Annotated in this window: 29 protein-coding genes; 13 read left to right on the top strand and 16 right to left on the bottom strand. The window is 71.9% G+C overall.

The genetic code is table 11. The annotated features are described in order from the left end of the window. Window positions 1-664: 664 nt before the first annotated feature. The 7 genes from RIN75_RS32285 to RIN75_RS32255 form a co-directional block, all read right to left on the bottom strand. The gene (locus RIN75_RS32285; RefSeq protein WP_309115841.1) at window positions 665-1054 is read right to left on the bottom strand and encodes a DUF3037 domain-containing protein; all 390 of its coding nucleotides are present in this window, start codon (window positions 1052-1054) and stop codon (window positions 665-667) included. Then, on the bottom strand, window positions 1038-1832 hold the full coding sequence (locus tag RIN75_RS32280) for a HipA family kinase (RefSeq protein WP_309115840.1): 795 nt from the start codon (window positions 1830-1832) through the stop codon (window positions 1038-1040). The genes RIN75_RS32285 and RIN75_RS32280 overlap by 17 nt, the downstream gene beginning before the upstream one ends. A gap of 44 nt (window positions 1833-1876) precedes the next feature. After that, window positions 1877-2332 carry an SRPBCC family protein gene (locus tag RIN75_RS32275; RefSeq protein WP_309115839.1) on the bottom strand — a complete coding sequence of 152 codons (456 nt, stop codon included), beginning with the start codon at window positions 2330-2332 and terminating at the stop codon, window positions 1877-1879. Beyond that, window positions 2329-2631, bottom strand: a complete 303-nt coding sequence (locus tag RIN75_RS32270) for a metalloregulator ArsR/SmtB family transcription factor (RefSeq protein WP_309115838.1) — start codon at window positions 2629-2631, stop codon at window positions 2329-2331. The genes RIN75_RS32275 and RIN75_RS32270 overlap by 4 nt, the downstream gene beginning before the upstream one ends. 71 nt (window positions 2632-2702) lie before the next feature. Further along, window positions 2703-3428, bottom strand: a complete 726-nt coding sequence (locus RIN75_RS32265) for an SGNH/GDSL hydrolase family protein (RefSeq protein WP_309115837.1) — start codon at window positions 3426-3428, stop codon at window positions 2703-2705. 46 nt (window positions 3429-3474) lie between these two features. Then, complete coding sequence (locus RIN75_RS32260) at window positions 3475-4578, bottom strand: lactonase family protein (RefSeq protein ID WP_309115836.1); 1104 nt, start codon at window positions 4576-4578, stop codon at window positions 3475-3477. An 87-nt stretch (window positions 4579-4665) separates the two neighbouring features. Then, the gene (locus RIN75_RS32255) at window positions 4666-5535 is read right to left on the bottom strand and encodes a PPK2 family polyphosphate kinase (RefSeq protein WP_309115835.1); all 870 of its coding nucleotides are present in this window, start codon (window positions 5533-5535) and stop codon (window positions 4666-4668) included. A 141-nt stretch (window positions 5536-5676) separates the two neighbouring features. On the opposite strand from RIN75_RS32255, the gene rocD reads away from it, so the two are divergent. Next, the gene (rocD, locus tag RIN75_RS32250; RefSeq protein ID WP_309115834.1) at window positions 5677-6894 is read left to right on the top strand and encodes an ornithine--oxo-acid transaminase; all 1218 of its coding nucleotides are present in this window, start codon (window positions 5677-5679) and stop codon (window positions 6892-6894) included. Window positions 6895-6985: 91 nt separating this feature from the next. Continuing rightward, entirely contained in the window at window positions 6986-8359 is a 1374-nt protein-coding gene (locus RIN75_RS32245) for a DUF2252 domain-containing protein (RefSeq protein ID WP_309115833.1), read from the top strand. Window positions 8360-8923: 564 nt separating this feature from the next. On the opposite strand, the gene RIN75_RS32240 is transcribed toward RIN75_RS32245, so the two are convergent. From RIN75_RS32240 to zapE, 3 genes are read right to left on the bottom strand one after another with little or no spacing between them, the layout of a single operon-like run. Beyond that, window positions 8924-10555: an ATP-binding cassette domain-containing protein gene (locus RIN75_RS32240; RefSeq protein WP_309115832.1), complete on the bottom strand. Its 1632-nt coding sequence runs from the start codon at window positions 10553-10555 to the stop codon at window positions 8924-8926. A gap of 37 nt (window positions 10556-10592) precedes the next feature. Further along, complete coding sequence (locus RIN75_RS32235) at window positions 10593-10835, bottom strand: DUF3040 domain-containing protein (RefSeq protein ID WP_309115831.1); 243 nt, start codon at window positions 10833-10835, stop codon at window positions 10593-10595. Between the two features lie 36 nt (window positions 10836-10871). Then, the gene (gene zapE / locus RIN75_RS32230; protein WP_309115830.1) at window positions 10872-11879 is read right to left on the bottom strand and encodes a cell division protein ZapE; all 1008 of its coding nucleotides are present in this window, start codon (window positions 11877-11879) and stop codon (window positions 10872-10874) included. Between the two features lie 39 nt (window positions 11880-11918). Between zapE and RIN75_RS32225 the strand changes: the two genes are divergently transcribed. The 10 genes from RIN75_RS32225 to RIN75_RS32180 all read left to right on the top strand — a co-directional run bounded on the left by RIN75_RS32225 (window position 11919) and on the right by RIN75_RS32180 (window position 17001). Then, complete coding sequence (locus RIN75_RS32225; RefSeq protein ID WP_309115845.1) at window positions 11919-12665, top strand: pyrimidine reductase family protein; 747 nt, start codon at window positions 11919-11921, stop codon at window positions 12663-12665. A 79-nt stretch (window positions 12666-12744) separates the two neighbouring features. Further along, the gene (locus tag RIN75_RS32220; RefSeq protein ID WP_309115829.1) at window positions 12745-13197 is read left to right on the top strand and encodes an Asp23/Gls24 family envelope stress response protein; all 453 of its coding nucleotides are present in this window, start codon (window positions 12745-12747) and stop codon (window positions 13195-13197) included. Next, window positions 13197-13493 carry a hypothetical protein gene (locus RIN75_RS32215; RefSeq protein ID WP_309115828.1) on the top strand — a complete coding sequence of 99 codons (297 nt, stop codon included), beginning with the start codon at window positions 13197-13199 and terminating at the stop codon, window positions 13491-13493. Before RIN75_RS32220 ends, RIN75_RS32215 begins: the two co-directional genes overlap by 1 nt. Further along, entirely contained in the window at window positions 13490-13723 is a 234-nt protein-coding gene (locus RIN75_RS32210; RefSeq protein WP_309115827.1) for a hypothetical protein, read from the top strand. Before RIN75_RS32215 ends, RIN75_RS32210 begins: the two co-directional genes overlap by 4 nt. Continuing rightward, on the top strand, window positions 13720-13902 hold the full coding sequence (locus RIN75_RS32205; RefSeq protein WP_309115826.1) for a hypothetical protein: 183 nt from the start codon (window positions 13720-13722) through the stop codon (window positions 13900-13902). Before RIN75_RS32210 ends, RIN75_RS32205 begins: the two co-directional genes overlap by 4 nt. Then, window positions 13899-14180 (top strand): Asp23/Gls24 family envelope stress response protein, encoded by a 282-nt coding sequence (locus RIN75_RS32200; RefSeq protein WP_309115825.1) that lies wholly within the window; start codon window positions 13899-13901, stop codon window positions 14178-14180. The genes RIN75_RS32205 and RIN75_RS32200 overlap by 4 nt, the downstream gene beginning before the upstream one ends. A 3-nt stretch (window positions 14181-14183) precedes the next feature. Next, complete coding sequence (locus RIN75_RS32195; protein WP_309115824.1) at window positions 14184-14744, top strand: DUF6286 domain-containing protein; 561 nt, start codon at window positions 14184-14186, stop codon at window positions 14742-14744. Further along, window positions 14741-15268, top strand: coding sequence for an alkaline shock response membrane anchor protein AmaP (locus RIN75_RS32190; RefSeq protein ID WP_309115823.1), 528 nt, complete (start codon window positions 14741-14743; stop codon window positions 15266-15268). The genes RIN75_RS32195 and RIN75_RS32190 overlap by 4 nt, the downstream gene beginning before the upstream one ends. A 154-nt stretch (window positions 15269-15422) precedes the next feature. Continuing rightward, window positions 15423-16505 carry an ATP-dependent DNA ligase gene (locus tag RIN75_RS32185; RefSeq protein ID WP_309115822.1) on the top strand — a complete coding sequence of 361 codons (1083 nt, stop codon included), beginning with the start codon at window positions 15423-15425 and terminating at the stop codon, window positions 16503-16505. A gap of 43 nt (window positions 16506-16548) precedes the next feature. Beyond that, entirely contained in the window at window positions 16549-17001 is a 453-nt protein-coding gene (locus RIN75_RS32180; RefSeq protein ID WP_309115821.1) for a hypothetical protein, read from the top strand. Window positions 17002-17230: 229 nt separating this feature from the next. Here RIN75_RS32180 and RIN75_RS32175 read toward each other — a convergent pair whose 3' ends face one another. Beyond that, the gene (locus tag RIN75_RS32175; protein WP_309115820.1) at window positions 17231-17671 is read right to left on the bottom strand and encodes a DUF1801 domain-containing protein; all 441 of its coding nucleotides are present in this window, start codon (window positions 17669-17671) and stop codon (window positions 17231-17233) included. Window positions 17672-17683: 12 nt separating this feature from the next. After that, entirely contained in the window at window positions 17684-18604 is a 921-nt protein-coding gene (locus tag RIN75_RS32170) for a DMT family transporter (RefSeq protein WP_375296050.1), read from the bottom strand. Window positions 18605-18707: 103 nt separating this feature from the next. Between RIN75_RS32170 and RIN75_RS32165 the strand changes: the two genes are divergently transcribed. Then, window positions 18708-20246 (top strand): alpha/beta hydrolase, encoded by a 1539-nt coding sequence (locus RIN75_RS32165; protein WP_309115819.1) that lies wholly within the window; start codon window positions 18708-18710, stop codon window positions 20244-20246. A 328-nt stretch (window positions 20247-20574) separates the two neighbouring features. On the opposite strand, the gene RIN75_RS32160 is transcribed toward RIN75_RS32165, so the two are convergent. The 4 genes from RIN75_RS32160 to RIN75_RS32145 all read right to left on the bottom strand — a co-directional run bounded on the left by RIN75_RS32160 (window position 20575) and on the right by RIN75_RS32145 (window position 25892). Further along, window positions 20575-21306: a DUF6319 family protein gene (locus RIN75_RS32160; RefSeq protein WP_309115818.1), complete on the bottom strand. Its 732-nt coding sequence runs from the start codon at window positions 21304-21306 to the stop codon at window positions 20575-20577. A 582-nt stretch (window positions 21307-21888) separates the two neighbouring features. Beyond that, a complete protein-coding gene (locus RIN75_RS32155; RefSeq protein ID WP_309115817.1) occupies window positions 21889-22821 on the bottom strand; it encodes a DUF1996 domain-containing protein in 933 nt (310 codons plus the stop codon). A gap of 45 nt (window positions 22822-22866) precedes the next feature. Next, a complete protein-coding gene (locus tag RIN75_RS32150; protein WP_309115816.1) occupies window positions 22867-25602 on the bottom strand; it encodes a glycosyl hydrolase in 2736 nt (911 codons plus the stop codon). Window positions 25603-25691: 89 nt separating this feature from the next. Continuing rightward, window positions 25692-25892 carry a hypothetical protein gene (locus RIN75_RS32145; RefSeq protein WP_309115815.1) on the bottom strand — a complete coding sequence of 67 codons (201 nt, stop codon included), beginning with the start codon at window positions 25890-25892 and terminating at the stop codon, window positions 25692-25694. Window positions 25893-26113 lie beyond the last annotated feature (221 nt).

The following is a 26113-nucleotide window of genomic DNA, read 5'->3' as shown; positions in this document are numbered from 1 at the left end:
GCTTCTTGCTTGTGTCATCCCCGTATGGCCCGCCCGAAGGGCTACCACATTTTTGGCCGGGTGCAGCCGAAAATTTTGTGAGGAACGAGCAAAATTTTTAGCGGCACCCGGCCAAAAATGTGGTCGGCTTTGCCGGGTCATGCGGGGATGACACAAGCAAGAAGCCCCCGCCGTTGTAGTTGTGTCATCCTTGGCGGCTCGCCCGCCGGCGAGGCTCTTTTAATCTTTAAGAGTCACGCTGTCGCTCTCAAGCCCACGCTTCGCGCGTGTAGACGCAACGCGCTTCGCTTCCGCAAGCGCGAACGCGCTTCGCGCTCTTGAACGCGCTGACGCGCTCTCAAGCGGACGCGCTGACGCGCTCTCAAGTCAAAAGCTGAAAGATCAAAAGCGGCGCTCGCCGCGCGGCAGGCCCCCAGGGGTGGAAGGGCGTCGGTTCGTCCCCCGTACGGCCTGCCGGAGGCAACCACGCTTCAGCCCTTTCCGCAACCGGTAAAGCGTGGTTGAGGAAAGGACCGAAGCGTGGTTGGGCTGCGCCCAGGCCGTACGGGGGACGAACCGAGGCCCCGCTGTGGCTTCGCAAGCCCGAGCAAAGCAGCGCCTGCGGCGCAAAAGCAGCCGCTGCGCCGCGCAAAACGGCGCCTGCGGCGCGGAACAGCGGGTGGCTTTACCGGGTCGGAGGTAGTACGAGTGCCCTCAGCAGGTGGTCCAATTCTGCTTCCGGATCTTCCGTCAGCCCCGTGTGCGCGGGCGAGGTCTGGATGATCGTGCTCCTCGGTGCGATCAGCCACCGGAAGCGCTGCCCGGGTGTGGTCTTCGCCACCGGGCCCGCCAACGGGTTGCCGTCGCACGAGATGCCCAAGTGGTCCAGGTTCGCCTTGAGCAGCTCCACGTCCAGGAACGGGTCGATGGCACGGAGGCGTTCCTCGTCCACGTGCACGCGCGCGCCCAGGAAGTCGAGCGCGGCGCAATAAACCAGGACGCCCACGTTGACGAACTCGCCCCGTTCCTGCCTCGGCACCGCGCGGAGCAGCGCGTACTCAAACACGTGCGGCACGGGCGGCCTCCAGGTCGGCGACCCAGTCGCGCTGGGTCAGGCGTGCGGCGAAGAACCGGGCGTAGGCCGCGCGGCCGGCCGCGCCGAAGACCTCGTCCTGGGCCAGCCACTCGTCCGGGACCAGGGCCAGGACCTCCGCGAGCAGGTCCGGGGTGATCTTCGCACCCAGTTCCGCGTCCACGTCGGCCAGCGGGCCGGCGAAGGGCAGCATCAGGTGGTCGGCCGCGTCGAAGCGGTAGGACTTGGCCGGGAAGCGGTCCGGGTGCCACGAGTGGTGGAAGTACAGCGAGGCGCCGTGGTCGATCAGCCACAGTTCGCGGTGCCAGAGCAGGGTGTTCGGGTTGCGCCAGCTCCGGTCGACGTTGAGGGTCAACGCGTCCAGCCACAGCAGGCGGGTCGCGGTGTCGGTGGACGGCTCGCGCACCACGGGGTTGTAGTCGAACGACCCGGGCAGGTAGTCCAGCCCCAGGTTCAGCCCGCCGCTGGCCTTGAGCAGTTCCTGCACCTCCTGGTCCGGCTCCGCCCGGCCCAGCTCGGGGTCCAGCTCCACCAGCACGATCTCGGGCACCCGGAACCCCAGCCGCCGGGCCAGCTCACCGACGACGATCTCGGCGATCAGCGCCTTGACGCCCTGCCCGGCGCCCCGGAACTTCAGGACGTACATGCCGAGGTCGTCGGCCTCGACCAGGCCGGGCAGCGACCCGCCTTCCCGGAAGGGCGTGACATAACGCGTGGCCGCGACTTTCCGCAGCCCGTTGGTGGAGTTCACGCGTGGCATCATCGTCGTCCCGGCCGGGCCGCCGCCAACGGGTTATGCCGGACCTACACGACGGCCGCGTACATCTCCAGCAGCCCGCCCCAGCCGCCCCCGCCGGCGACCTGCTTGGCGATGCGCCCCGGGTCGACGGCGTGGCGCTCGAAGTGGCGGTGGACGAGGGTGACCACGGTGGTCGCGCCCTCGGGTTCGAAGGTCAGCTCCACCTCGCTCGCGCGCGCCGGGTCTGGGTCGTAGGACCAGCGGCCGTCCAGGTGCCAGGACAGCAGCAGCCGGGTGGGCGGCTCGTAGGCCAGGACCGCGCCCCAGTCGCACTCCGAGCCGTCCACACCGCGCTCGAACCACCGCCCACCTTCGAACGGCTCGATCGTGGCCGTGGCCGCGTCGGACTCCCCGATGTGGTGGCTGGACAGCGGCCACCAGTCGGCGAACTTGGTCACGAACACCTCGAACGCGCGGTCCGGGGTGGCCCGGACCGTGACGGAACGGCGTACCTCGGTCATGTCTCCTCCTCCACGGCGCGCGCGAACGCGGCGAGCGCCTGTGCCCAGATGTCGTCGAAGTAGTCCCGCAGCTCCCGCACGCCCACCGGGTCGACCCGGTAGACGCGCCGCGTGCCCACGGCCTCGTCCCGCACCAGCCGCGCCTCCTTGAGCACCTTGAGGTGCTGCGACACGGCCGGTCTGCTCACCGGCAACCCGGCCGCCAGCTCCCCGACGGCCAGCGGCCCGGCGGTGAGGCGCTCGAAGATCAGCCGCCGGGTCGGGTCGCCCAGCGCCGCCAGTGCTCCGTAAGTCCCCACGAACGGTAAGTCTGCACTTACGAAGTCGCTGGGTCAAGGGCTCTGCACTTGCGGAGACACCGGGTCAAGGGTTACGTGGCGACGTCCGCCAGGGCCGGGAGGTAGCCGTCGCGGTGGCCGGCGGCGTTGGCGTGGTACGACGAGGTGATCGGGAGGGTCAGGTCGTTGACCCACGGCTCGTCCCCGCACGCCCCGTGCCCGTCGAACCGCCCCCGCACGTCCACGAAGGTGAAGCTGAACGCGGCGGCCTGCGCCGCCAGCACCTCCGCCAACCGGTCGGCGGCCCGGTTGACCGCCGCCCGCTTCGGCCCGCTCAACGAGCACGGGTCGGACTGCTCGAACAGCCGCGGGTAGCCCAGGACGACCACCGGAGCGTTGGTCTGCGAGCGCATCGACCCGAACAAGCGCCCCAACCGGTCGGGCAACTCGGCGCCGATGAACCGCTCCGCCTCGGCCACGCGCTCCTCGCAACGCCGCTCGTCGCTGAGCACGCACGTGGTCATGACCTCGGTGAACTCCGCGTCGTTGCCGCCGACCGTCACGGTCACCAGCGCGGTCGACGGGGACAGGGCCGCGGCCTGCCGCTCGACGTCGGCCGTGGTCGCGCCGGCACACGCCTTGAAGTCCAGGTCGTAGCGGTCCCGAGCGAACAGCTCCGGGTAGGCCTTGTCCGAGCGCCCGCACGACTCGCGGTCCGTGCCGACGCCCGCCGCGAAGGAGTCGCCCAGGGCGACGTACTCCGGCGCGGCGGGCGCGGGGACGAGGGCCGCCAACAGCAGTGCTGCCACGAGGTTCATGCACCCGGCGTACCACTGTGGACGGTCGAACGGGTCGAACCAGACCCTAGAAGGCGACACACACCGGAACGGGTGCCGCGAACGTGTGCACCAGCCGCAGCCGACCGGTCTCACGGTCCACCGCGAACGTCGTCACCGCGCTGGAGTTCTGGTTGGCCGCCAGCAGGAACCGCCCCGCCGGGTCCAGCGCCAGGTGCCGCGGGAACTCGCCGCCCACCGGCACCGCCTCGACCAGCCGCAGTTCAGCGCCGTCCCGGCCGACCGCGAACACCGCCACGCTGTCGTGGCCCCGGTTGGACAGGTAGACGAACCGGCCGTCCGCCGACACCAGCACCTCGGCCGGGTAGTTGCGCGGCGTCGTGGGCGCGCCCGCGGGCAACGTGCTCAGCTTCTGCCCGAACGTCAGCTCGCCGCGCGCGTACGAGGCCACCACGATCGTGGAATCCAGCTCGTTCGCCACGTACGCGAACCGCCCGTTCGGGTGAAACGCGAGGTGGCGCGGGCCGGCGCCGGGGTGCAGTCGGGCGGTGGAAACCGGGGTCAGCCGGCCGTTCTCCAGCCGGTAGCCGAACACCGCGTCCGCCCCGAGGTCCACCGCGAACACGAACTCGCCGGTCGGGTCGGGCAGCACCTGGTGCGCGTGCGGCCCCTCCTGGCGGTCCGGGTCGGGGCCGGAACCCTTGTGCCGCACCAGGTCCGTGCGCGCGCCCAGACCGCCGTCGGGCCGGACCGGGTGCACCGACACGCTGCCGGAGGAGTAGTTGGCCGACAGCACGTGCCCGCGGTGCAGCACCAGGTGGCACGGGTCCGCGCCCCCGGTGCTCTGCGTGTTCAGCACGCGCGGGACGCCGTCGCGCACCTCGAACGCGGTGACCGCGCCGCCGGACTGCTCGTTGACCGCGTACACCCGCCGGCCCGCGGTGATCGCGAAGGACGGGTTGGGCACGCCCTCGACCACCCCCACCGACCGCAGGCGCCCGGTGCGCGGGTCGTACGCGGCGAGCCCGAGACCCGCGCCGCCGCCCGGCCAGGTGGTGTAGGTGCCCAGGTAGACCCGGACTTCCCCGCGCGCCTCGGCGACACCCTCGGTCATCAGCAACCCCGCTCCCACGCCCACGGCCCCCAGGAACCGCCGCCTGTCCACTGCCACGCCAGACCTCCGCTCACCGAGCCCGCGGCGAGTCCCACCCTGGACTAGACCGGTCCAGAAGGGCAATACACGCAACGAAGATTGCGTCTAGCGCAACGGATCGGCGTCCCGGAGGCGTGCCAACTCGACGAGCGGATCGTACGAGGGCTCCGGGAACACCGGGGCGACCTCCCGCAGCGTCTCCAGCAGGATCCGGGCGACCGCCCAGTTCCGGTACCACTTGCGGTCGGACGGGATGGCGAACCACGGCCCCGCCGGCGTCGAGCACTTGGTCAGCGCGTCCTGGTAGGCCACCTGGTACTGGGAGAACTTCGCCCGCACCGAGATGTCGTGCGGGTTGTACTTCCACCGCTTGGTCGGGTCCTCCAGCCGCGCGATCAGCCGTTCCTTCTGCCGCTCGGGCGAGATGTGCAGGAAGCACTTCACGACCGTCACGCCGCCCTCGGCCAGTTCCGCCTCGAAGTCGTTGATGAGCTGGTAGCGCTTGCGCCACTCGGCGGCGGGCACGAGCTTGTCCACCCGGGCGACCAGCACGTCCTCGTAGTGCGAGCGGTCGAACACGCCGATGCGCCCCGGTCCGGGGACCTGCCGCCGGATCCGCCACAGGAAGTCGTGCCTCAGCTCGGCCGGCGTCGGCTTCTTGAACGACGCGATGTGCAGGCCCTGCGGGTTCACCAGGCCCGCGACGTGCCGGATCGTGCCGCCCTTGCCCGAGGTGTCCATGCCCTGCAGCACCAGCAGCACGCGCCGCCGGCCGCCGGCCGAGCCCTCGGCGTACAGGGCTTCCTGGAGTTCGTCGAGCTGCCGGCCCACGTCGGACATGTCCGCGGCGGCGGCGACCTTGTCCTTGGGACCGACCGGGGTGCCGGCCGGGTCGACCTTCGCCACGTCGAACTCCCCCGGCACCACCCGGAAGGCGTCCCCAATCGACTGGACCTGCGTCGACTTCTTGGCCATCGTCGGACTCTAGCCGGGCGATCTTCCCGCCGCCCGCTGCGCAACGATTCACCGCAATCGGAGCGAACTGCGCAACGAAGTTAGCGAAGACGCAACACTCCCCGGATGAAATCGCTGGCGCAGGCCCCTTAGCCTGGTGACATGACCGCCATCGCCGTTCCCACCACTGGGCAGTTCATCGCGCTCGACGAGCAGTGGAGCACGCACAACTACCACCCGCTGCCGGTCGTGATCTCCCACGGCGAGGGCGCGTGGGTGACCGACGTCGAGGGACGCCGCTACCTGGACTTCCTGTCCGGGTACTCGTCCCTCAACTTCGGGCACCGCCACCCGGACCTGGTGGCGGCGGCGGTCGAGCAGCTGGGCCGGGTCACGCTGACCAGCCGGGCGTTCCACCACGACCAGTTCGGCCCGTTCTGCCGCGAGCTGGCCGAGCTCACCGGCACCGAGATGGTGCTGGCGATGAACTCCGGCGCGGAGGCCGTCGAGTCCGCGATCAAGGTGGCCCGCAAGTGGGCGTACCGGGTGAAGGGCGTGCCCGAGGGGACGGCGGAGATCGTCGTGGCCGGGTCGAACTTCCACGGCCGCACCACCACCATCGTGTCCTTCTCCACCGACGAGACCGCGCGCGCCGACTTCGGCCCGTTCACCCCCGGGTTCAAGATCGTGAAGTACGGCGACCTGGACGCGGTGCGGGACGCGATCACCGACCGGACCGCCGCCGTGCTGATCGAGCCCATCCAGGGCGAGGCGGGCGTCGTCGTGCCGCCCGCCGGGTACCTGCCGGGCATCCGGGCGCTGTGCGACGAGCACGACGTGCTGCTGATCGCCGACGAGATCCAGTCCGGGCTCGGCCGCACCGGCGAGCTGTTCGCGCTGGACCACGAGGGCGTGCGGGCCGACCTGTACACGCTGGGCAAGGCGCTGGGCGGCGGGATCATGCCGGTGTCGGCGGTGGTCGGCAGCCGGGCCGTGCTGGGCGTGCTGCGGCCGGGTGAGCACGGGTCGACGTTCGGCGGCAACCCGCTGGCGTGCGCGGTCGGGCGGGCCGTGGTGCGGCTGCTGTCGACCGGGGAGTTCCAGGAGCGGTCCCGCGAACTGGGCGAGCACCTGCACGCGCGGCTCGGCGAGCTGGTCGGGCGCGGGGTGGCCGAGGTGCGCGGGCGCGGGCTGTGGGCGGGCGTGGAGATCGCTCCGGGCGGTCCGCGCGGGCGCGAGGCGTCCGAGGCGCTGGCCGGGTTGGGCGTGCTGTGCAAGGAGACCCAGGACACCACCCTGCGCGTCGCTCCCCCGCTGGTGATCACGCGCTCTGAACTCGACCAGGGTGTCGACGCGATCGCGTCGGTGTTGAGTTCTTGATGTAGCCGGCCTCGGAGTCACGGTCTGTTTCCGCTCGACCACGGGCGGAAACAGACCGTATCAATGCGGTTTCCCGTGCGATATTGCGGTTATGGGTGAGCACAGGCGAGCCGCGGCGGCCGTCGCGTTGGGGCGTTGGACGGAGCCGGAAGAGGTCCTGGCGGAAGGGCGCGCGCTGCGGTCGGTCGTGCCGCACGAGGCGCACCGGACGATGAAGCTCGCCGCCGCCCGGCCGTCCGTGGTCGAGTTCATCGAGGCGTCCAACGAGGGGCGACTGCCCGGTCTGGTGCCGTTGCGCGTCGGGCGGATGCTGGCGTCGCCGTTCGCGTTCTTCCGGGGCAGCGCGGGCCTGATGGCCGGGGACCTCGCCGCCTGTGCGCGCAGCGGGCTGGACGCCCAGTTGTGCGGGGACGCGCACGCCGCCAACTTCGGCCTGTACGGGACGCCCGAGGGGCGGATCGTCATGGACATCAACGACTTCGACGAGACCCTGCCCGGTCCGTGGGAGTGGGACCTCAAGCGGTTGGTGACGTCGCTGGTGCTGGCCGGCCGTGAGGGCGGGGTGTCGGAGAAGGGGTGCCTGGACGCCGCCACGGACGCCGTGCGCGCGTACCGGGGCGCGGTGCGGCACTTGGCGGAGATGCCGTTCCTGGAGTCGTGGTCGGCGCTGGGTGACGAGTCGGTGCTGTCCAAGACGAAGGCGGACGACCTGCTGGACGAGTTCACCAAGGCCGCGTCCAAGGCGCGCAAGAACACGAGTGCGAAGGTCGCCGCCAAGTGGACCCGGCGGGAGGGTGAGCACTGGCGGTTCATCGCGGACCCGCCCGTGCTGAGCCGGATTCCCGATGCCGAGGCGGCGTCCGTGGTCTCCGCCCTGCCGTCCTATGTGGACACTTTGCGTGAGTCCCGGTACAACCTGATCATGCGCTACGGCGTGTCGGACGTGGCGTTCCGCGTGGTCGGCACCGGTAGCGCCGGCTTGCGGAACTACCTGATCCTGTTGCACGGCAACGGGAACGAGGCCCTGGTGTTGCAGGCGAAGGAGGCCCGGCGGTCCGCGTTGGCGCCGTTCCTGGCCGTGCCCGAGGCCAAGCACGAGGGCAAGCGGATCGTGCACGGGGCGCGGTTGGTGCAGGCGGAGACCGACATCCTGCTCGGCTGGACCACCATCGACGGCCGCCCGTTCATCGTCCGCCAGTTCCGCAACCGCAAGGGCGAGATCGACGCGACCACGTTGAAGCGCGACGACCTGGACGACTACGGCCGCTTCGCCGGGGCGTTGCTCGCCCGCGCCCACTCCCGCTCGGTGGACCCGCGCCTGCTGGCCGGCTACTGCACGAACGGCGATGCGCTCGACGACGCGTTCGCCCGCTACGCCTTCGACTACGCCGACCAGACCACCGCCGACCACGAGGACCTGGCGAAGGCGGTGAAGTCCGGCCGCCTGCCCGCGCTGGTCGAGTAGGACCAGGCGCACGGCTGGTCGAGTACGACCGGGCGCACGGACCACCCGTTACCTGGCCACACCCTCCCGCCGGACCACCGCCCCTCCGGCACCCGGGCCACCTGCCGGATTGCACCCACCGCAACGAGGTAGAGCACGACCGCGTTCAACACGAGCCACCCGTAGTGGTACCGCTGGGCCAAACCCCGCACAGCGGCTCGTCAAGCCGACCCGCAACCGGCCCGCCCCAGCCGCCCCACCCGGCTCCAGCAGGCCCGCCCGACCCGACCCAGCCGGCCGCCCCGGCCACGCTCCAGCCGACCGGCCTGCCCGACCCAACGGATCGCCCGTGGCCCGCGACCTCCCTCAATCACGGGACGCGGGAAGTGGCGTTTGGTTCCCGATCCTGCATGTCACTCGATCGAGGGAAAGTTCCCCAAGGCCGGCGGAAGCACGGGGCAAGGCGGAGGGGGCACGAGGAGGGCTCAGGGGGTACAGGCCCGCGAAGTTGGACGCTCGCGTCGTTCCCACCCGGAAAACAGCGCGAGCGTCCAGCACAACAGATACGTCCCTGGGGAAAGAGCCCTACCGGGCGCGGCGGACGCGTTCCTCGTCCCACACCGGTTCGGGGACCTCCACGACCTCGCCGTCCGAGCGGAACAGCAAGAACCGGTCGAACGAGCGGGCGAACCAGCGGTCGTGGGTGACAGCCACCACGGTGCCGGTGAACTCCGCCAACGCCGACTGCAACGCCTCCGCCGAGTTCAGGTCCAGGTTGTCCGTCGGCTCGTCCAGCAGCAGCAAAGTCGCCCCCGACAGCTCCAACAACAACACCTGGAACCGCGCCTGCTGCCCACCGGACAACGTCTCGAACCGCTGGTCCCCGCACCGCGCCAGGCCGTAACGGTCCAAAACCGCCATCGCGGCACCACGGTCCCGACCCGGCCGGCCCTCTGAGCCGTGCCAGAGGATGTCGACCAAAGTCCGGCCGAGCCACTCGGGGTGCTGGTGGGTCTGGGCGAACAAGCCGGGCACCACCCGGGCACCCAACTTCCACGCACCGCTGAAGGCCACGTCCGACGAACCGCCCAGCAAACGCAGGAAGTGGCTCTTGCCCGAACCGTTCGACCCCAGCACCGCCACCCGGTCGCCGAAGAACACCTCGGTGTCGAACGGCTTCATCAACCCCGACAGCTCCAAGCCCGTGCACGTGATGGCCCGCACCCCGGTCCTACCACCGCGCAGCCTGGGCGCGACCTTCTCGCTCGACGGCAGCTCCGGCGGCGGGCCGGCTTCCTCGAACTTCGCGAGCCTCGTCTTCATGGCGCGGTACTTCGCGGCCATGGCTTCGCTGATCTTGGCCTGGATCTGGAGGGTCCGCACCAGCTCCTTGAGGCGGGCGTGTTCCTCGTCCCAGCGGCGGTGGAGTTCTCGCAGGCGGTCGATTCGGGCGGCGCGAGCCTCGTGCCAGGTGCCGAACGAGCCGACGTGGGTCCAAGCCGAGTGGGCTTCGACGGTCACCACGTGGGTGGCGGCGACGTTGAGGAGTTCGCGGTCGTGGCTGACCAGGAGGACGGCCTTGGGGGTGTCCACCAGTTGCTGTTCCAGCCAGCGCTTGCCGGGGACGTCGAGGTAGTTGTCCGGCTCGTCCAGCAAAAGCACCTGTTCGGGGCCCCTCAGCAGAGCCTCCAGCACCAGGCGTTTCTGCTCGCCGCCGGACAGGGTGCGGACCTCGCGGAAGCGGGCGCGCTCGAAGGGGACACCGAGGGCGGCGACGGTGACGGTGTCCCACAGGACCTCGGCGTCGTAGCCGCCGGCCTCGCCCCAGTTGGCCAGAGCCGCCGCGTAGCGGAGTTGGGTGGGTTCGTCGTCGGTCTCCATCAGGGCGAGTTCGACGGCGTCCAGTTCCAGGGCCGCGTCCCGCACAGCCACCGGCGAGGCGGCCAGCAGCAGGTCCCGGACTGTCGAGGCGTCGCGGACGGAGCCCACGAACTGGGGCATCACGCCCAAGCCGCCCTGCACGCGGACGGAACCCTCGGCAGGGGCCAGTTCGCCGGAGAGGATGCGGAGCAGGGTCGTCTTGCCCACGCCGTTGGCGCCGACCAGCGCCACCACCGCGTTCGCGCCGACCTTGAACGACACGTCGCGGAACAGCTCGCGGCCGTCCGGCAGTCGGTAGGCGAGCCCGTTCGCGTCGAGGAATCCCACGCCGGGCATGGTCGCCCGGAACCCCGCCCCGAGGCGAACGGGTTTTCTACCGCCAGCTGTAGCCGCGCATCAGCAAGGCCAGTGACGCGCAGCCGAACGACGCGAGCGCGGGGCCCAGCGCCGACAGCACCATCAGCAACACACCCAGGGCCGCGAAGACCGCGGCCAGCACGTGCGCACAGGTCACACGTCGCGGGCGACCCGACGCCAGCACGCCGGCCAGGTCGGGGGCGTCCGCGGACAGCCTGTGCTCTATCTCGCGCAGAGTCCGGCGTTCCGCATCGCTCATCACGGCCGTGGGATACCCGGCGCCTACCGGGCAAAACTAGCGCGAAAGGGCTACCAGCCGGGACACCGCGCGGAGGTACTTCTTGCGGTACCCGCCGCGCAGCATCTCCGCGGTGAACAGCTCGGACAGCGCCTCGCCGGACACCGCCACGGGGATGTCCCGGTCGTAGAGCCGGTCCCCGAAGGCGACCAGGCGCAGCGCCACGGCCTGGTCCGGCGCGGGCGTCACGCCGCGCAGGAACACCGCGGACACGCCGTCGAGCAGCCGGCCGTAGCGGGAGGGGTGGATCTGGGCGAGCCGGGCGCACAGCGCGCCGAAGTCGTCGAGGGTGGCGCCGGGAGTGCTCTCGGCCTTGGCCAGCAGCTCCTGGTCGGACATCGGGTCGGGCGCGTCGGGCAGGCCGCGGTGGCGGTAGTCGGGGCCGTCCACGCGCACGACGGTGAACTTGGCGGACATGGACTGGATCTCGCGCAGGAAGTCCGCGGCGGCGAACCGGCCCTCGCCCAGCTTGTCCGGCAGCGTGTTGGAGGTCGCCGCGACCGCGACGCCGGCCGCCGTCAGCTCCTTGATCAGGCGGGTGACCAGCATGGTGTCGCCCGGGTCGTCCAGCTCGAACTCGTCGATGGCGAGGAGTTTGTGGCCGGACAGGCGCGCCACGGTCTCGGTGAAACCGAGTGCGCCGACCAGGTTGGTCACCTCGACGAACGTCCCGTAGGCCTTCGGGCCGGGCACGGCGTGCCACAGCGAAGCCAGCAGGTGGGTCTTGCCGACGCCGAACCCGCCGTCGAGGTACAGGCCGGGCTTGCCCTCCTCGGCGGAGCGGCGGAACAGCGAGCCGAAGAAGCCCTTGCCGGCGCCGGCCGCGGAGACCCGTTCGGCGAACGCGCGGCACGCCTCGACCGCGGCGGCCTGGCTGAGCTCGTCCGGGTTGGGCAGGTAGGTGGCGAAGCGGACCCCGTCGAAGCGCGGTGGCGGGACCATCGCGCCGACCAGTTCGCCCGCGTCGACGTGGGGATCGCGGTCGGACAGGCGCGGGGCAGACATGCCCGCAGCGTAACGGCGTGCTGGGATGGGGTCGTGCAGATGTTGTGGCCGCCACCCGTCGCTGAGATCACCGACACGGAGCTGGAACGGTTGTACGACTACCCGCCCGACCTGGACCGGCCGTGGGTGCAGGTGAACTTCGTGGCCAGCCTCGACGGGGCGGTGTCGGTGTCGGGCAGGTCCGGGGGCCTGGGCAACCCGGGGGACAAGAAGGTCTTCGCCCTGGGCCGCGACCTGGCCGACGTCGTCTTGGTGGGCGCGGGCACCGCCCTGGTCGAGGGCTACCAGGGGATCAAGGCGGGCGAGGTGCGCCGGGAGCGCCGCGCGCGGCTGGGGCTGGCCGAGCTGCCGCCGATCGCGGTGGTGACCGCGAACTGCTCGATCGAGCCGACGTCGCCGCTGGTGGTGAACACCTCGGTGCCGCCGATCGTGATCACCACGTCGGCGGCTCCGGTCGAGCGGCGTCGGGCGCTGGCCGAGGCGGGCGCGGACGTCGTGGTCGCGGGCGAGGACGCGGTGGATATGACGCGAGCGCTCAAGGCGTTGGACGACCGCGGGCTGCGGCGGGTGGACTGCGAGGGCGGGCCGACGCTGTTCGGCGCGCTGATCGCGGCGGACCTGGTGGACACGCTGTGCATCACGTACGCGCCGCTGCTCGCCGCCGGCGACTCGGGCCGCATCGCGACCGGTCCCCTGCTCGACGCGCCGCGCGACGTGGAGCTGGCGTCGATCCTGCGCTACGAGAGCGCCCTGCTCGTGCGCTACCGACGCACCCGAACGGAGTGACGCGCGTCACATCGCCGTGAGGACTTGGCCGCGGTCCGCATCCGAACCTGAGCACATCGGCTTCGGAAAGGACCCACCCATGGCAGCCCACAACACGGCCGCGCAACCGGAGGGCGGCCCGCCCGCCCGCCTCGCCGACGACACGGCGCAGGGCAGGACCACCATCGCCTCCACGGTGGTGCAGAAGGTGGCGGGTCTCGCCGCGCGTGAGATCGCGGGCGTGTACGCGCTGGGCGGCGGGGTGCAGCGGGCGTTCGGGGCGCTGATCGAGCGCATCCCGGGTGCGGGGACGTCCACCACGGCCGGGGTCACCGTGGAGGTCGGGGAGAAGCAGGCCGCGATCGACCTGGACATCGTGGTCGAGTACGGCGCGGGGATCGTCGACCTGGCGCGGGCGGTGCGGCGCAACGTGATCACCAACGTCGAGCGGATCACCGGGTTGGAGGTCATCGAGGTCAACATCGCGGTCAACGACATCCACCTGCCCGAGGAGAACGGTGACGGCGACCAGGCGCAGTCGCGGGTCGAGTGATGGGCGCCGCCGAACCGGCTCGCCCGGTGGACCCGGCTGAACGCGTCGAGGCCGCGGTGCTCGCCCACCCGGCCGTCGCGCGGCTGGACGGCGGGTTCGCCTCCTACCTGCCCGGTCGCCGGGTGGACGGGGTGCGCCTGGCCGAGCGGACGTCCGTGTCCGTGGTGCTGAAGTTCGGGGTCTTGAAGTCCGCGCGGCCGATACCGGAGGTGGTCGCCGAGTTGCGCGCGGCGGTCAGGGCGGTCACGGGGCCTGCGCCAGTGGACGTCACCGTGGCTGACCTGGAGGTCCTGTGACGACCCGGGCGGACATCCGCGCCTTCATCCGGCAGCACCACCCCGACGTCGGCGGGGACCCCGAGTTCTTCGCCCGCGGGCTCGCCGAGCTGCGTGCCGCGCGCCGGGACGGCACCGGCAGCCGGTTCGACGCGCCGGTCGTGGTGGTGCGGCGGGCGTGGTGGCACCGGCTGTTCACGCGCCGGCCCCGGCGCGTCCTGAACCAGCACAAGCAGGGAGCACTGGCATGAACGCAACCCAGACCGGACTGCTCGCGGGCCTGGTCCTCGGTCTCGCCGCCACGACCGGCTTCACCGCGTTCCTGGTGACGCTCGCGGTGGGCGTGATCGGGCTGGTCGCCGGCCGCGTGCTGGACGGGCAACTCGACCTCAGCGACCTCTTCGGCCGGGGCCGGGGCCGCGACCGGTGAACGACCGCGGCACCCTCGAAGTTCACCCGTCCGTGGTGCGCAAGGTGGCGGCGCGGGCGGCCGGGCGCGGCGCGGTGGTGAAGGTGAGCGGGGAGGGCAACCACGTCGACGTGGCCGTGCGGGTCACCCTGCCCTACCCGGTGCGGGTGCGGGCGGCGGCGGCCGAGGTGCGGCGGGCGGTGACCGCGGAGGTCCAGCGGATCACCGGCTACCGGGTGCGCTGGGTCGACGTCACGGTGACCGCGCTGGTGTCCGAGTCCCGATCGCGAGTGGAGTGAGCCGTGCGCGTGCTGCTGCGGGTGCTGTCCCCGTTCCTGGGCCTGGCGGTGGCCGCCGCCGGGCTGGTGCTGGTCGCGGAGGTCGCCTGGCACTGGTCCGGGCGCGGTCACCTGGTGCCGTGGTCGCGGTTGGCCGGGCTGCGGTGGACCGACGACCTGGTCCGGGCGGTCGCGCTGCTCACCATCGCGGCGGGCCTGGTGCTGCTGGTGCTGGCGGCGTTGTCGCGGAGGACGTTCCTGCGCCTGCACTCCCCCGCCGAGGGCATCGTCGTCGCCACCACGCCCACCGCGCTGGCGCGGGTCGTCGGCAACCGGGTGCGTGAGGAGGACGGCGTGACCGGCGCGACGGTGACCGCGTCCAAGCGCCGCGTGCACGTCCGCGCCACCAGCGGTCTGCACGACGAGGCCACGCTGCGGCCCCGGCTGCTGGAGGTCGCGCGGGAGGCCGTGGCGAACCTGCCCATGCCCCGCCACCCGAGGGTGACGGTCGTCGTGCACTCCCCCAAGGACCGCCCCTTCCAGGACCGCCCCCTCAAGGAACGCGCCGCGGAGGACCAGCCGTGATCGCCCGCTCCTACCGCACCGAACGCCTCTGCGCGGCCCTCCTGGGCACGCTCGCCCTGCTGGCCGGCGCGGGCGCGCTCACCCTGAACCTGCTCCGGGTCGACCAGCCGGTCCTGGACCTCGACCCGCTGGGCCCGCACCTGCTGTGGGTGCGGATCGGCGCGCTGGTCGTCGGGGTCGGGGCCGTCGTGGTCGGGTTGCGCTGGGCGTGGCGGGCGGTGACGCCGGAGAGCCACCCCGACCTGCGACTGGAGGACGGCCTGACCGTCACGTCCGACGCCCTGGCCCAGGCCGTCCAGACCGACGCCGCGCGGGTCGCCGGGGTGGCCGCCGCGCGGGTCAAGGTGGTCGGCGCGCCCGCGCTGCGGGTGACCCTGACGCTTCGCCAGGGCGCGGACGTCCGCCGCGTGTGGCAGGACCTCGAAGGCGTGCTCACCCGGGCCCGCGACGCGCTGGACGTGCCCACCCTGCCCGCCGCCGTCCGCCTGGACCTGGCCGCGCGCACCAAGCGGCGGGTCCGCTGAGACCGCGCCCACCGGCGCGTCCGCTGAAACCCCGCGCGGCCCACCGGCGGGTCCGCTGAGGCCCGGTGCGCCCCACCGGCGGGTCCGCGGAACCGCGCGCGCCCACCGGCGGGTCCGCTGAGACCGGGTGCGCCGACCGGCTCCACCAGGCAGGATGGCGCGCGTGGTGCTTCCGCTGAACCCGCCCGTGCAGCCCATGCTGGCCAACGCGGTGGACGAGATCCCGACCGGCGACGGCTGGGTGTTCGAGCCCAAGTGGGACGGTTACCGCTGCCTGGTGTTCCGCGACGGCGACGAGGTCGTCCTCCAGTCGCGCAGCGGCAAACCGCTCAACCGCTACTTCCCCGAGGTGGTGGCCGCACTGCTGCGCACCCTGCCCGAACGGGTCGTGGTGGACGGCGAACTGGTCGTCGCCAAGGACGACAAGCTCGACTTCGACGCCCTGTCCGAGCGCATCCACCCGGCCGAGAGCCGCATCAAGCTGCTCTCCGCCCAGACCCCGGCCGTCTTCGTGGCGTTCGACCTGCTCGCGGTCGGCGACGACCTCCTGCTCGACCAGCCCACCAGCAAGCGCCGCGCGCGCCTGGAAGAGCTGGTCACCCCGGGCGACTCCCTCTACCTCACGCCGGCCACCGGTGACGCGGACCTGGCCCGGCAGTGGTTCGAGCTGTTCGAGGGCGCGGGCCTGGACGGGGTCATCGGCAAGCCGGCCGGCAGCCCGTACACGCCGGGCAAGCGCACCCTGGTGAAGGTCAAGCACGCCCGCACCGCCGAGTGCGTGGTCGCCGGGCTGCGCTGGCACAAGGACACCGAGCCCGGCACGGCCGTCGGCTCGCTCCTGCTGGGCCTGCACGACGACGACGGCGTCCTCAACCACGTCGGCGTGGTCGGTTCGTTCAAGGCCGCCGAGCGCCGGGCGTTGGCGCAAGAACTCTCGCCGTTGATCACCACCGAGGACCACCCGTGGCTGGTCGACCCGGACGGCCGGCGGCTGCCCGGTGAGATCAACCGCTGGCGCAGCAAGCAAGCAGACTGGGTCCCGCTGCGCCCCGAGCGCGTGCTGGAGATCGCCTACTCCCAGACCGAGGGCGCCGAACCGGTCCGCCTGCGCCACAACGGCCAGTTCCGCCGCTGGCGACCGGACCGCACCCCGGAGTCGTGCCGCTACGACCAACTGGACCAGCCCGCCCGGTACGACGTGGAGTCCGTGCTGCGCGGCGAGGTGAAGCCGGCCTGAAAACCCCTCCGGCGCCGACGCCGCACCGCTACCGTTGTCCGCCGTGGCGACCACAGTCGATGCGCTGATCCAGGAACTCGACGACCGGATGGCCAAGGACTGCCGCACCCTGACCAGGTGGCGGCTGGTGCACCGGACGGTGGGCGTGGTCTACACGATCATCCTCGTGCTCGTGCCGGCCGTGCTGGCGGTGGGCTTCACGTCCTCGGAAACCGTCGTGGGCAAGACCCTGCTGCTCATCGCGGCCGTGGTGGGCGGTCTCAACGTGACCTTCAAGCCCTACCTGCACAGCCAGAAGCGCCGGGCGGACGTCAACAACATGCGCCGCCTGCGCGACCAGTTCCGCGCCGAAGCCGCCCGCAGCCAGGACCCGGTGGCGACCTACGAGAAGTACTCGGCCCTGTACGCGGAGATGTTCGAGGCCCGGGGCCGCGAACTGGTGGACGGCCACCTCGGCAAGGAGGAGATCACCAAGGAGGAGACCGGCCGCCAGTGACCGCAGTGGCCGATGGTCTGGGACGTCGGTGGTCCGGGACGTCGGTGGTCCGGGACGTCGGTGGTCCGGAATTGTCGGTGGTGCGTGGGACAATGGTTCCGGGGGCCGGAGGCCGCGGGTCTTGGGGGCCGGAGGCCGCGGGTCTTGGGGGCCGGAGGCCGCGGGTCTTGGGGGCCGGAGGCCGCGCCCAGTGCGACCCACTCGCCGCACGACCCACTCGCCGCACGACTCACTCGCCGCGCGCGGCCCGCACCTTCGCCAGGAAGTCGTCCACCGACTGGCTCGCGACCTCGCGCCCGATCAGGTCCAGCGGCAGGTCGTCCGCGGTCCGGAAGCGCACGCAGCTGCGGCCCATGTCCAGCTTCCGCCCGGTCGCCTCGAACGCCTCGCGGAACTCCTGCTCGCGCTCGCCGTACACGCCCATCAGGTACAGCGAGAGGTGGTTCTTCTGCGCGGCGAGGGCCACGTACCCCAGCGGGCGGCCGTTGTAGGTCTTGCCGGAGCGGCTCAGCGGCACGGAGTAGGTGATCATGCCCCACGCCATGCCCTCGTCGTAGCCCTCGGGCAGGTTCGCCAGGATCACCGCCCGCACCGCGGCCAGCGCCTCCCGGCGGTCGGCGGGCAGCTCGTCCAGGTAGTCCTCGACCGTCGACGCCTCGCTGCGCACCACCGCTGACCTCCGCTAAGCCTCCGGCCGCGCACTCCGCGTCGCGCCCACCGACGCGAGCACCACGCAGCACACCGCGACCCATTGTGCAGGCCGCAGCGCCTCGTGCAGCAGGATCAACCCGGCGACCGCCGCCACCGCGGGCTCCAGGCTCATCAGGATGCCGAACACCCGCGGCGGGATGCGCCGCAGCGCCTCCAGTTCCAGCGAGTACGGCACGACCGACGACATCAGCGCCACCGCCGTGCCCGCGATCAGCACGACCGGGTCCAGCAGCATGGCGCCCGCCTCGGCCACGCCGAACGGCAGCGCGACCAGCGCGCCGAACACCATCGCCAGCGCCAGGCCCTTGCCGTCGGACGTGCGGCTGCCCAGCGCGGCGGTGAGCAGGATGTAGGCCGCCCAGCACGCGCCCGCGGCCAGCGCGAACAGCACGCCCACCAGCTCCAGGCCACCGTCCGCCCTGGTCAGGAGCACGACACCGACCGCGGCGAGCAGCGCCCACAGCCCGTCCACCCACCGGCGGGACCCGATCACGGCCACCGCGAGCGGCCCGAGGAACTCGATGGTCACCGCTGCGCCCAGCGGGATGCGTTCGATGGCCTGGTAGAAGGTCAGGTTCATCACGCCGAGCACCGAGCCCAGGCCCGCGACGACCAGCAGCGTGTGCCGGTCCAGCCGCAGCGACGGCCGCCACACCAGCAGCAGGATCACCGCCGCGAGCGCGAGCCGCAGCGTCACCGTGCCCGCCGCGCCGGCCATCGTGAACAGCTGCTTGGCCACCGCCGCGCCCACCTGGACGCTGATCACGCCCAGCAGGACCAGCGCGGGCGGCGGGATCGCCCCGTACGCCCGGGCCACCGCCGTGAACGGGCCGGTGGAGGGGAGCCGCCGCTCGGGCATGCCTTCGATGTGCGCCATGACCACGTCGGCCATTCTCACCCGGCCCGCTCACCGAAGTCTCACGGGTTTTGTGTGAGGCTCTGCACCGGAGACCGGGAGATCCGCACCGGGACCGGGAGAGAGGCAGGGACGACAAGTGCCGCGTCGGCGTCACGCCGCCATGTTGCTGGTGGCCCTGAGCGCGCTGACCGCGTGCAGCGCGGGGCCCTCGACGCGCCCGGTCATCGCCGTGCGCGGGGACACCGAGGCCACCGAGACCTCTCAACCGAGCGGACCGCGCGACGTCCCGCCGCTGGAGAACTACGGCTCCCAGCTGTCCTGGTCGCAGTGCACCGAGTCCACCAAGCTGCGGATGGGCGGCACGGCGCCGGCGGGCGACCAGAACTACGAGTGCGCGCGGCTGACCGTGAAGCTGGACGCCACCGGGCGGCCCGGCCGGGGCAGCCTGGGCATGGCGCTGCTGCGGGTCGGCACCGGCGGCAGCCCGCTGGTCGTCGTCGGTGACGCGGACGGCGAGCCGGGCACGTTGAAGGCCGCGCGGCTGGCCGCGTCGCTGCCGCCGCAGCTGCTGAGCACGTTCACCCTGATCGGGGTGGACCGGCGGGGCACCGGTAAGTCCGACCCGGTGCAGTGCGTGCCCGAGGTGGCGCGGGTGGGGATCGTCGAGTCCGATCCGGACTCCGCCGACCAGGACGACATGCTGGAGTGGGTCGGCCGGGCCAGCCACGAGTGCGTGCTGGACCTGGAGAACAAGCTGACCGCCGTGGACTCGTGGCGGACGTCGGCGGACCTGGAGCAGCTGCGCGAGGCGCTGGGTGTGGGGCTGCTCAACGCGATCGGCGTGGGCGACGGGTCGCGGGTGCTGACGATGTACGCGAGCCGCTACCCGGACCGGATCGGGCGGATCGTGCTCGACGGGGCGCCGGACCCGACGCTGGACGTGCCGGGCGTGGCCGAGGCGCGGGCGGTCGCGGCGGAGGCGGCGTTCAGCGCGTTCGAGAAGGACTGCGTGGCGCGCGGGTGCCCGTTGGGGGCGGACGCCACCAAGCGGTTCACCGCGCTGGTGGGCAAGCTGCGGGACAAGCCGGTGCGCGGCAACGACCTGGACCTGACGGCGGGCACGGCGGTGTCGGCGGTCCTCGCGGGCCTGGCCGACCGGCCGCGCTGGCCCGCGCTGGCGGACGCGATCGTGGCGGCCGAGGGCGGCAACGCCGCGCCGTTGACGGACTTCGTTCGGCGGCACGTGGTGGACCGGGACGACAACCCGCCGCTGCTGGACGCGGCCATGGTGACCGCTTGCAACGACACGACCACCCGCATCCCGCCGGAACGGGTGAAGGTGATGACCGAGGACTGGCGGTCCAAGCACCCGCTGTTCGGGTCGTGGTTCGCCCGCCGGATGCTGCAGTGCGGGCCGTTCCCGGTGCCGCAGGCGGTGAAGGTGCCGAAGCTGAGCAGTGCGCCGCCGATCCTGGTGATCAGCACGGCCAACGACCCCGTCACTCCGCAGGGTGGCACCGAACGGGCGGCGCAGGCGCTGCCCGCCGGGGTGCTGGTGGGCTGGCAGGGCAGCGGGCACGGGGCGCTCGGGCAGTCGGCCTGCGCGACGACCGTGGCGCACGATTTCCTGGCGAATGCGAAGGTGCCGTCCGGTGGCACGGTGTGCCCGCCCTGATCCATTTTTCGGGTATCAATGCGAATTCACGTGAAAAGGGCCCCGCACTCGTCGGTGCGGGGCCCTTTCGCCTGGTCGGGGTCAACAGCTGGAGCAGCACCCGCAGCCGGGCCCGGTGCAGCCGCCGCAGCAGCCGCAACCGCTCATCTGGGCCTGCTCCGCCGTCGTGATCTCTACCGCCATCATGGCCTCCCCGTGATCGCGCGGACATCCAGCACTGGCAAGGTATGACGGCCCCCACGGTGCGCCCTACCGCCGGGCAGGGGAAGTACCGTCACCCGATCGCTCGGCATTTATCATCAGAATGTCGCACTGCGTGTCGGCATATTCAGCCGGACAGCTCGTCCAATGCCCGTTGGGCGGCTTCCAACTCCGCGCGGAGTTGTTCCACGCGGGCGGCGTGCCGTTCCCGAGCAGCGCTCAAAACCCCTTCGACCGCTTCGTCCACCTCGGGCGGGAGGAGCTTCGCGGCCTGCGCCACGGCGGAGGCGGCGACCGGTGCGCCCTTGAGGACCCGTTTGGTGCCGGTTTGGACGTCGACCGTCCACTCCCCTTCGGCGGTGGAGGTGAGGGTGACGGTCACCTCGGCCGGCTTGGCCTGCTTGCGCGCGGCCGGCCGGGGCTTGGCTTCGGCGGTGGGCTTGGCGGCCGGCTTGGCCTCCGGTTTGGCCTCTGTGGTGGGTTTGGGCGTGGTCCTGGCGGGCACGGTTCTCGGCTCCGGTTCGTAGGGGTACTCGATCGGGGCGGGCTCGGGTGTCGGGGTGGGCTCGGTCGTGGGGGTGGCCGCGGGTTTGGCGGGGGCCTTCTTGCGCGGGGCGGGCTTCTCCAGGGTCAGCTCTCCGGGCGAGAACGACAACTCGTCCTTGGCCCCGGTGGGCCGCACCTGGATGAAGTCGCCTTCCTCGGGCTCGGTGAACGCCAGCACCTTCGCCGACCGCCCGGCCTCCACCCCGACGGCGGCGGCGGTGAACCAGACCATCGGGGGACGTCCCTCGGCGAGTTCCGCGCGCAGGTGGTCGAGGTCCTCCGGGGAGAGTGACTTCTGCTTCGCCTTCACCATGGGGCACCTCCGCTGCGGGCAAGATCGGTCAGCGTGCAGCTTGCCCTACGGCACCGACAATTCCGCGGGCTCGTGCCCTTAACTGTGCGACCGTCGCGATGACGAGCGCAAGGGGACGACTTCGGTCCACAGTGGACTGGAGGTGGGCGCGGTGTGGGGTCGGTGGCGCGGCGGGCAACGGCGGCGGCGCGGCGGCAGCGGTGCAGCGGCAGCGGTGCAGCAGCGGCGGTGCAGCAGCGGCGGTGCAGCAGCGGCGGTGCAGCAGCGGCGGTGGAGTGCTTCGGGCGGTGGAGCGAGAAGCGGCGACGGGATCGGTGGCGCGGTGGGGTGGGGGTGGGTTGGGTGGTTCGGGGAGGTTGGGGGGTGGTTGGCAGGTGGGTGGGCTGTGTCGCTTCGGGCGTTCCGCCCGCCCACCCCCACCCAGGCCACCTCGCACAAGCCCCAAATGCCCCCGCCTGCGGCGGACCCCTCCGGCGGAAAGCCGAGCCCGCCTGCGGCGAAAGGTCCCGGCCCAGCCTCGGCGGAAAGTGCGGCCTGGACCGCACGGCCCGGGGTGTGCGCCCGGGCCGTGCGGTGGGTGGGTCAGATCGGGGTGCCGTTCGTGCCGCAGACGCGGCCCGCGTTGACGCAGTTGCGCACCCGCCGCTCCAGCTCCCCCTGGTCCCACGCGTTGATGAAGTCCCCGTGGAACGTGTAGCCCGGCGCCGTTGTGACGTTCACGCCGTTCACCGTCCCGCCCAGCGACAACCCGCCGCCGTTGACCGGGTACGTGATCAGGAACTCCAACCTCGGCAGGACCACGTTGTGCGTGGCCGGGCAGGACCCGTTCCAGAACACGATGTGGTCCTTGTGGTTCGCGCTGTCCAGGTCCCGGCCGTTCCAGCAGGTCGGGAAGTCCAGGTACGTCTCCAGCTTCGTGCCCGCCGGGCAGTTCATGAAGTCCCGGCTGGACGGCGACTGGGTGGTGCACGACCAGCGCGCCGACGGGTTCTGGTCGGGACTGGTCGCCCGCGCGTTGCCCACGACGTACCGGAGGTTCGCCGGGGGTGTGACCGCCCGCTGCATGTCGTGGATGCCCTGGTAGTACACCGTCACGCTCTCCGGCGCGACCGGCACCCCGTTCTTGTACAGCGTCGGCACCCAGTACGCCGACAGGTCCACCACCGGGTCGCACGTGGTGCCCGCCGCGCGCAGCGAGGTGTAGGTGGAACTCGCGTTCGTCGACCGGTTGCCGAAGAACTCGTGGACGTGCGACACCCCGGGCCGGCCGGGGTAGATGATCGGGTCGTGCCCGGCCCGGTGGCTCGCGCGGCAGTTGGCGCGGAACTCCGAGGCCGCCAACGCCCCCGGTTGCGCCTGGATCGCCGCGGACTGGGCCGCGTCGGGCGCACCGGGGTGGCCGTTGTGGTCGACGTGGTTCGCGCCGGCCGGCTGGAGACCGGCCACGGCCCCGATCAGGACGACCGCGACGGCGACCGCCGCCGCCCCGATCGAGCCGCGTGTTCGGACGTGCATGTGCCTCTCCCTTCCGGACAACAGCGGGATGCGGCGGCGGAGTCGCTACTGGCCGAAGACCAGCCAGTTGACGTTCACGAAGTCGGCGGGCTGGCCGCTGGTGAACGTGAGGTACACGTCGTGGCGGCCGGTGACGCCGGTGATGTTCGCCGGGACCGTCCGCCAGCTCTGCCACCCGCCGGTGTTGGCGATGGCGAAGCTGCCCAGCACGGTGCCCGTGGGACTGCCCAGGCGGACCTCCACCAGGCCGCTGACGCCGCCGGCCGCCCCGCTGGCGACCCGGGCGGAGAACTGGCGCGCGGTGCGGGTGCCGAAGTCCACGCCCCGGTACAGGGCCCAGTCGCCGTTGGCGATGTGGCTGATGTTGGAGCCGCCGCCGGTGTCGGAGGTGGTCTCGGAGGCCAGGCCGTTGTGCTGGTCGTGGGACTCGGCCTCGATGGTCGAGAACGCGTCCCGGGAAGCGGGTGGGGCGGTGGTGGTCGTCGTGGTCGTGGTGGTTGTCGTGGTGGTGGGGGTGGTGCCGGAGCCGGGGTCGGTGCCGGGGCCTGATGGGCCGCGCCAGGCTGTTGCGCCCGCGGGCACGGAAAGCGTTTGGCCGTCGGAGAAGGTCACGGTGACGGGAGACGCCGTGGGGTTGTAGGCGACGTAGGTTCGGGCGCCGTTCTTCGACAGGACCGCGTGGGTGGGGGTGTTGGCGGTGACGGTCGTGTCGGGGGTGCCATAGGTGTTCAACGACGTCAGCCAGTGGTGGGCGTGGGCGCGGGAGTCGCCGGGTTCGGGGTCCAGGCCGGAGCCGTAGGCGGAAAGCGCTTGCGCCGGCTCGGCCAGCGCCCAGAACTGGAGGATGACGTCCTTCCACTCCACCTCCGGGCCGCCGTTGTTGGCGCGCAGCTCGGCGATGTTCTGGCTGATGTCCGCCTTCCACGCCGCGTGGTAGAGCGACCCGCCGGTGATCGGCAGCATGTTGATGCCGTGGATCTCCTCGGGGTTCGCGGTCCACCACGTGCCGTAGGTGCCGCCCGCGCCCCACACGATGCCGAGCGTGTCGTGGCCGTAGGACGCCGGGAAGACGGCGTTGTCCTTGTCGAACCAGTACTGCCCGATCGCGGCCTCCTGCGTGGTGTGCAGGTAGATGCCCGCGTCGCGCAGCGCGGTGTCGCCGGTGGCCTGGCCGAACAGCACGGCGGCGGTGGCGAACATCATCGCCTCGGACGACGACTCCTCGTTGTTGCCGTGGGCGAAACCCGCGTGCCCGGACGCCCAGCCGTGACCCGCGTAGGCGTCGAAGTGGCGCAGGAACGGGAACCTGGTCTCGGCCCGGTCGTAGTTGTTGGCGTCCTTGACCAGCAGCTTGACCATCCCGCCGTAGCGGGAGTCCGACGCCCACGCCGGGTCGTGCTGCGCGACGACGGCGGCGGCCAGGACGTAGTAGCCGTAGTGGAAGTGGTGGTCGTTGAGTTCCTGGTCGGAGCCGTAGGACGCGCGGTAGCCGATGAGGGTGCCCCACGTGGCGTCGTAGGCGAAGTGGCGCTCGGTCTCGCCGGAGCCGGCGGTGAGCCAGTCGGTGAGGCGGTCGCGGACGAGGGTCAGCAGGCGGTCGCGGCCGGTGGTGTAACCGATCTGGTTGGCCACGCGGGCCAGTGCGGCCAGCCGCCACAGCGCCTTGCCGGTCCAGTACGTGTCGACGGCGCCCTTCCACGGGTCGGCGGCGTTCAACTCCTGGTCGATCTCGGCGCGCAACCGGTTCTGGTCGGCCTGCGCGGACAGCGGCAGGGCCGGCAGGACGCCGTTGAACGCGGTGCGGGTGGTGAAGGACGCGCCTTCGCGCAGGCGCATCTCGCCGCGCGGGGACGTGTAGCGGTGCGGGGTGACGGCGTCGGTGGAGTTGAGCCACTGGTGCCGGTAGAGCGCTTGCAGGGTGCCGGTCTGGGTGCCCTGGCGGGCCGTGGTCGTCGCCGTGTAGGTGGCGGTGAGCTGGGCGGACGCGGTGTCGTAGGTCCAGGAGACCTTGGTGTCGGTGACGAAGGAGAAGGCGTAGCGCTGGAACAGGGGCAGGGCGTCGCGGGAGGGCAGGACGGCGACGGAGAAGAACGCGGCGCTCGCGGTGGCCTCGGCGGTGCCGGTGAGGGTCCAGGCGCTGGGGGCGAACAGGGCGTAGTCGTGGCCGTTGACCGTGACGCCGAGGGTGGTGCCGGTGTTGCTCCAGACCGTTGTCGCGCCGTTGAAGCCGACGCGCGCGAGGCCGCCGGTGGCTTCGGCGTAGACGTACGGGGAACCGTGGCCGATGGTGGTGCGCAGGGCCCGGGTCCCGTCCGTCCACAGTGGACTTACCGTCCAGTCGGACCAGCCGTCGACCTGGGTGCGCGGCGCGTTGAGGCCGGCGACGCCGACGAACAGGTCGTCGCGGTGCATGAACTCGTAGAACCGGCCGTCCGGGGTGATGTTCGGGCTCGTCGGGTAGCCGACGCCGAGGCCCTGGGCCGCCGCGTGGAAGGTCAGCGGGTGGGCGTACATGTTCTCGGAGTACGGGTTGCCCGGGTAGCGGCGGAAGACCAGTGAGGACCACCAGTCGTTGGTGGGCACCGGTTTCCCGGCCATCCGCGCGGTGACCTTCGGGGTCACCGCCTGGCCGGACGAGTCGACGGGGCCTTGGGCGCCGGCCGGCCTGGACGCGGCGTAACTGCCCGCGCCCACGGGTACGGCGTCGGCCGGTCCGGACAGGGCGAACGGGACCAGGGTTGCGACGAGCAGAGCGGGCACGGCGAGGCGAAGGGTACGCACAGGGAACCTCCCGGGCAGCGGTGAGAGCGCTCTCACGCTGTTGCGTACGGTAAACCCCGTGTTGCCGGCTGTCTACGGTGGAGTTCTGTTTACGCCTCTTCCACCCGGAGGTGGTACTCGCAGCCGTACTCGACCGCGTACCGCAGGTCGTAGTGGTGGACGATCTTGGGCCCGCTGTGCAGGTGGACGTGGGTGACGGTCGGCTTGGGCGCGTCCGCGGGCATGCTCACCGAGTCGACGCGCCCGTCGAGGGGGCCGCCCACGAACCGCACCACGTACGTGTTCGCCATGCCCGGCCTCCCTCTCTTCGGCGTCCTCGCCCATCGTACGAGAGGTGCAGTGCCGGCACGGCTGAACTGCGGCGACAATTAGCCGGTCGGAGCAAACCAGTGCTCCACGAGGCCGTCGAACGCGGTCGCCCGGGTGGGCACCTCGCGGAGGTACCAGGCGAGGTTCGAGTAGACGTGCATGAGCGTGCAGGCCATGACCTTCCGGGGGTCGACTCGTCTCC

The organism is Saccharothrix sp. (assembly GCF_031180885.1).
In the GTDB taxonomy this organism is placed as follows: Bacteria; Actinomycetota; Actinomycetes; order Mycobacteriales; family Pseudonocardiaceae; genus Actinosynnema.
The sequence above is the reverse complement of the archived record's forward strand: the minus strand, read 5'-3'. Positions and strand labels throughout refer to the sequence as shown.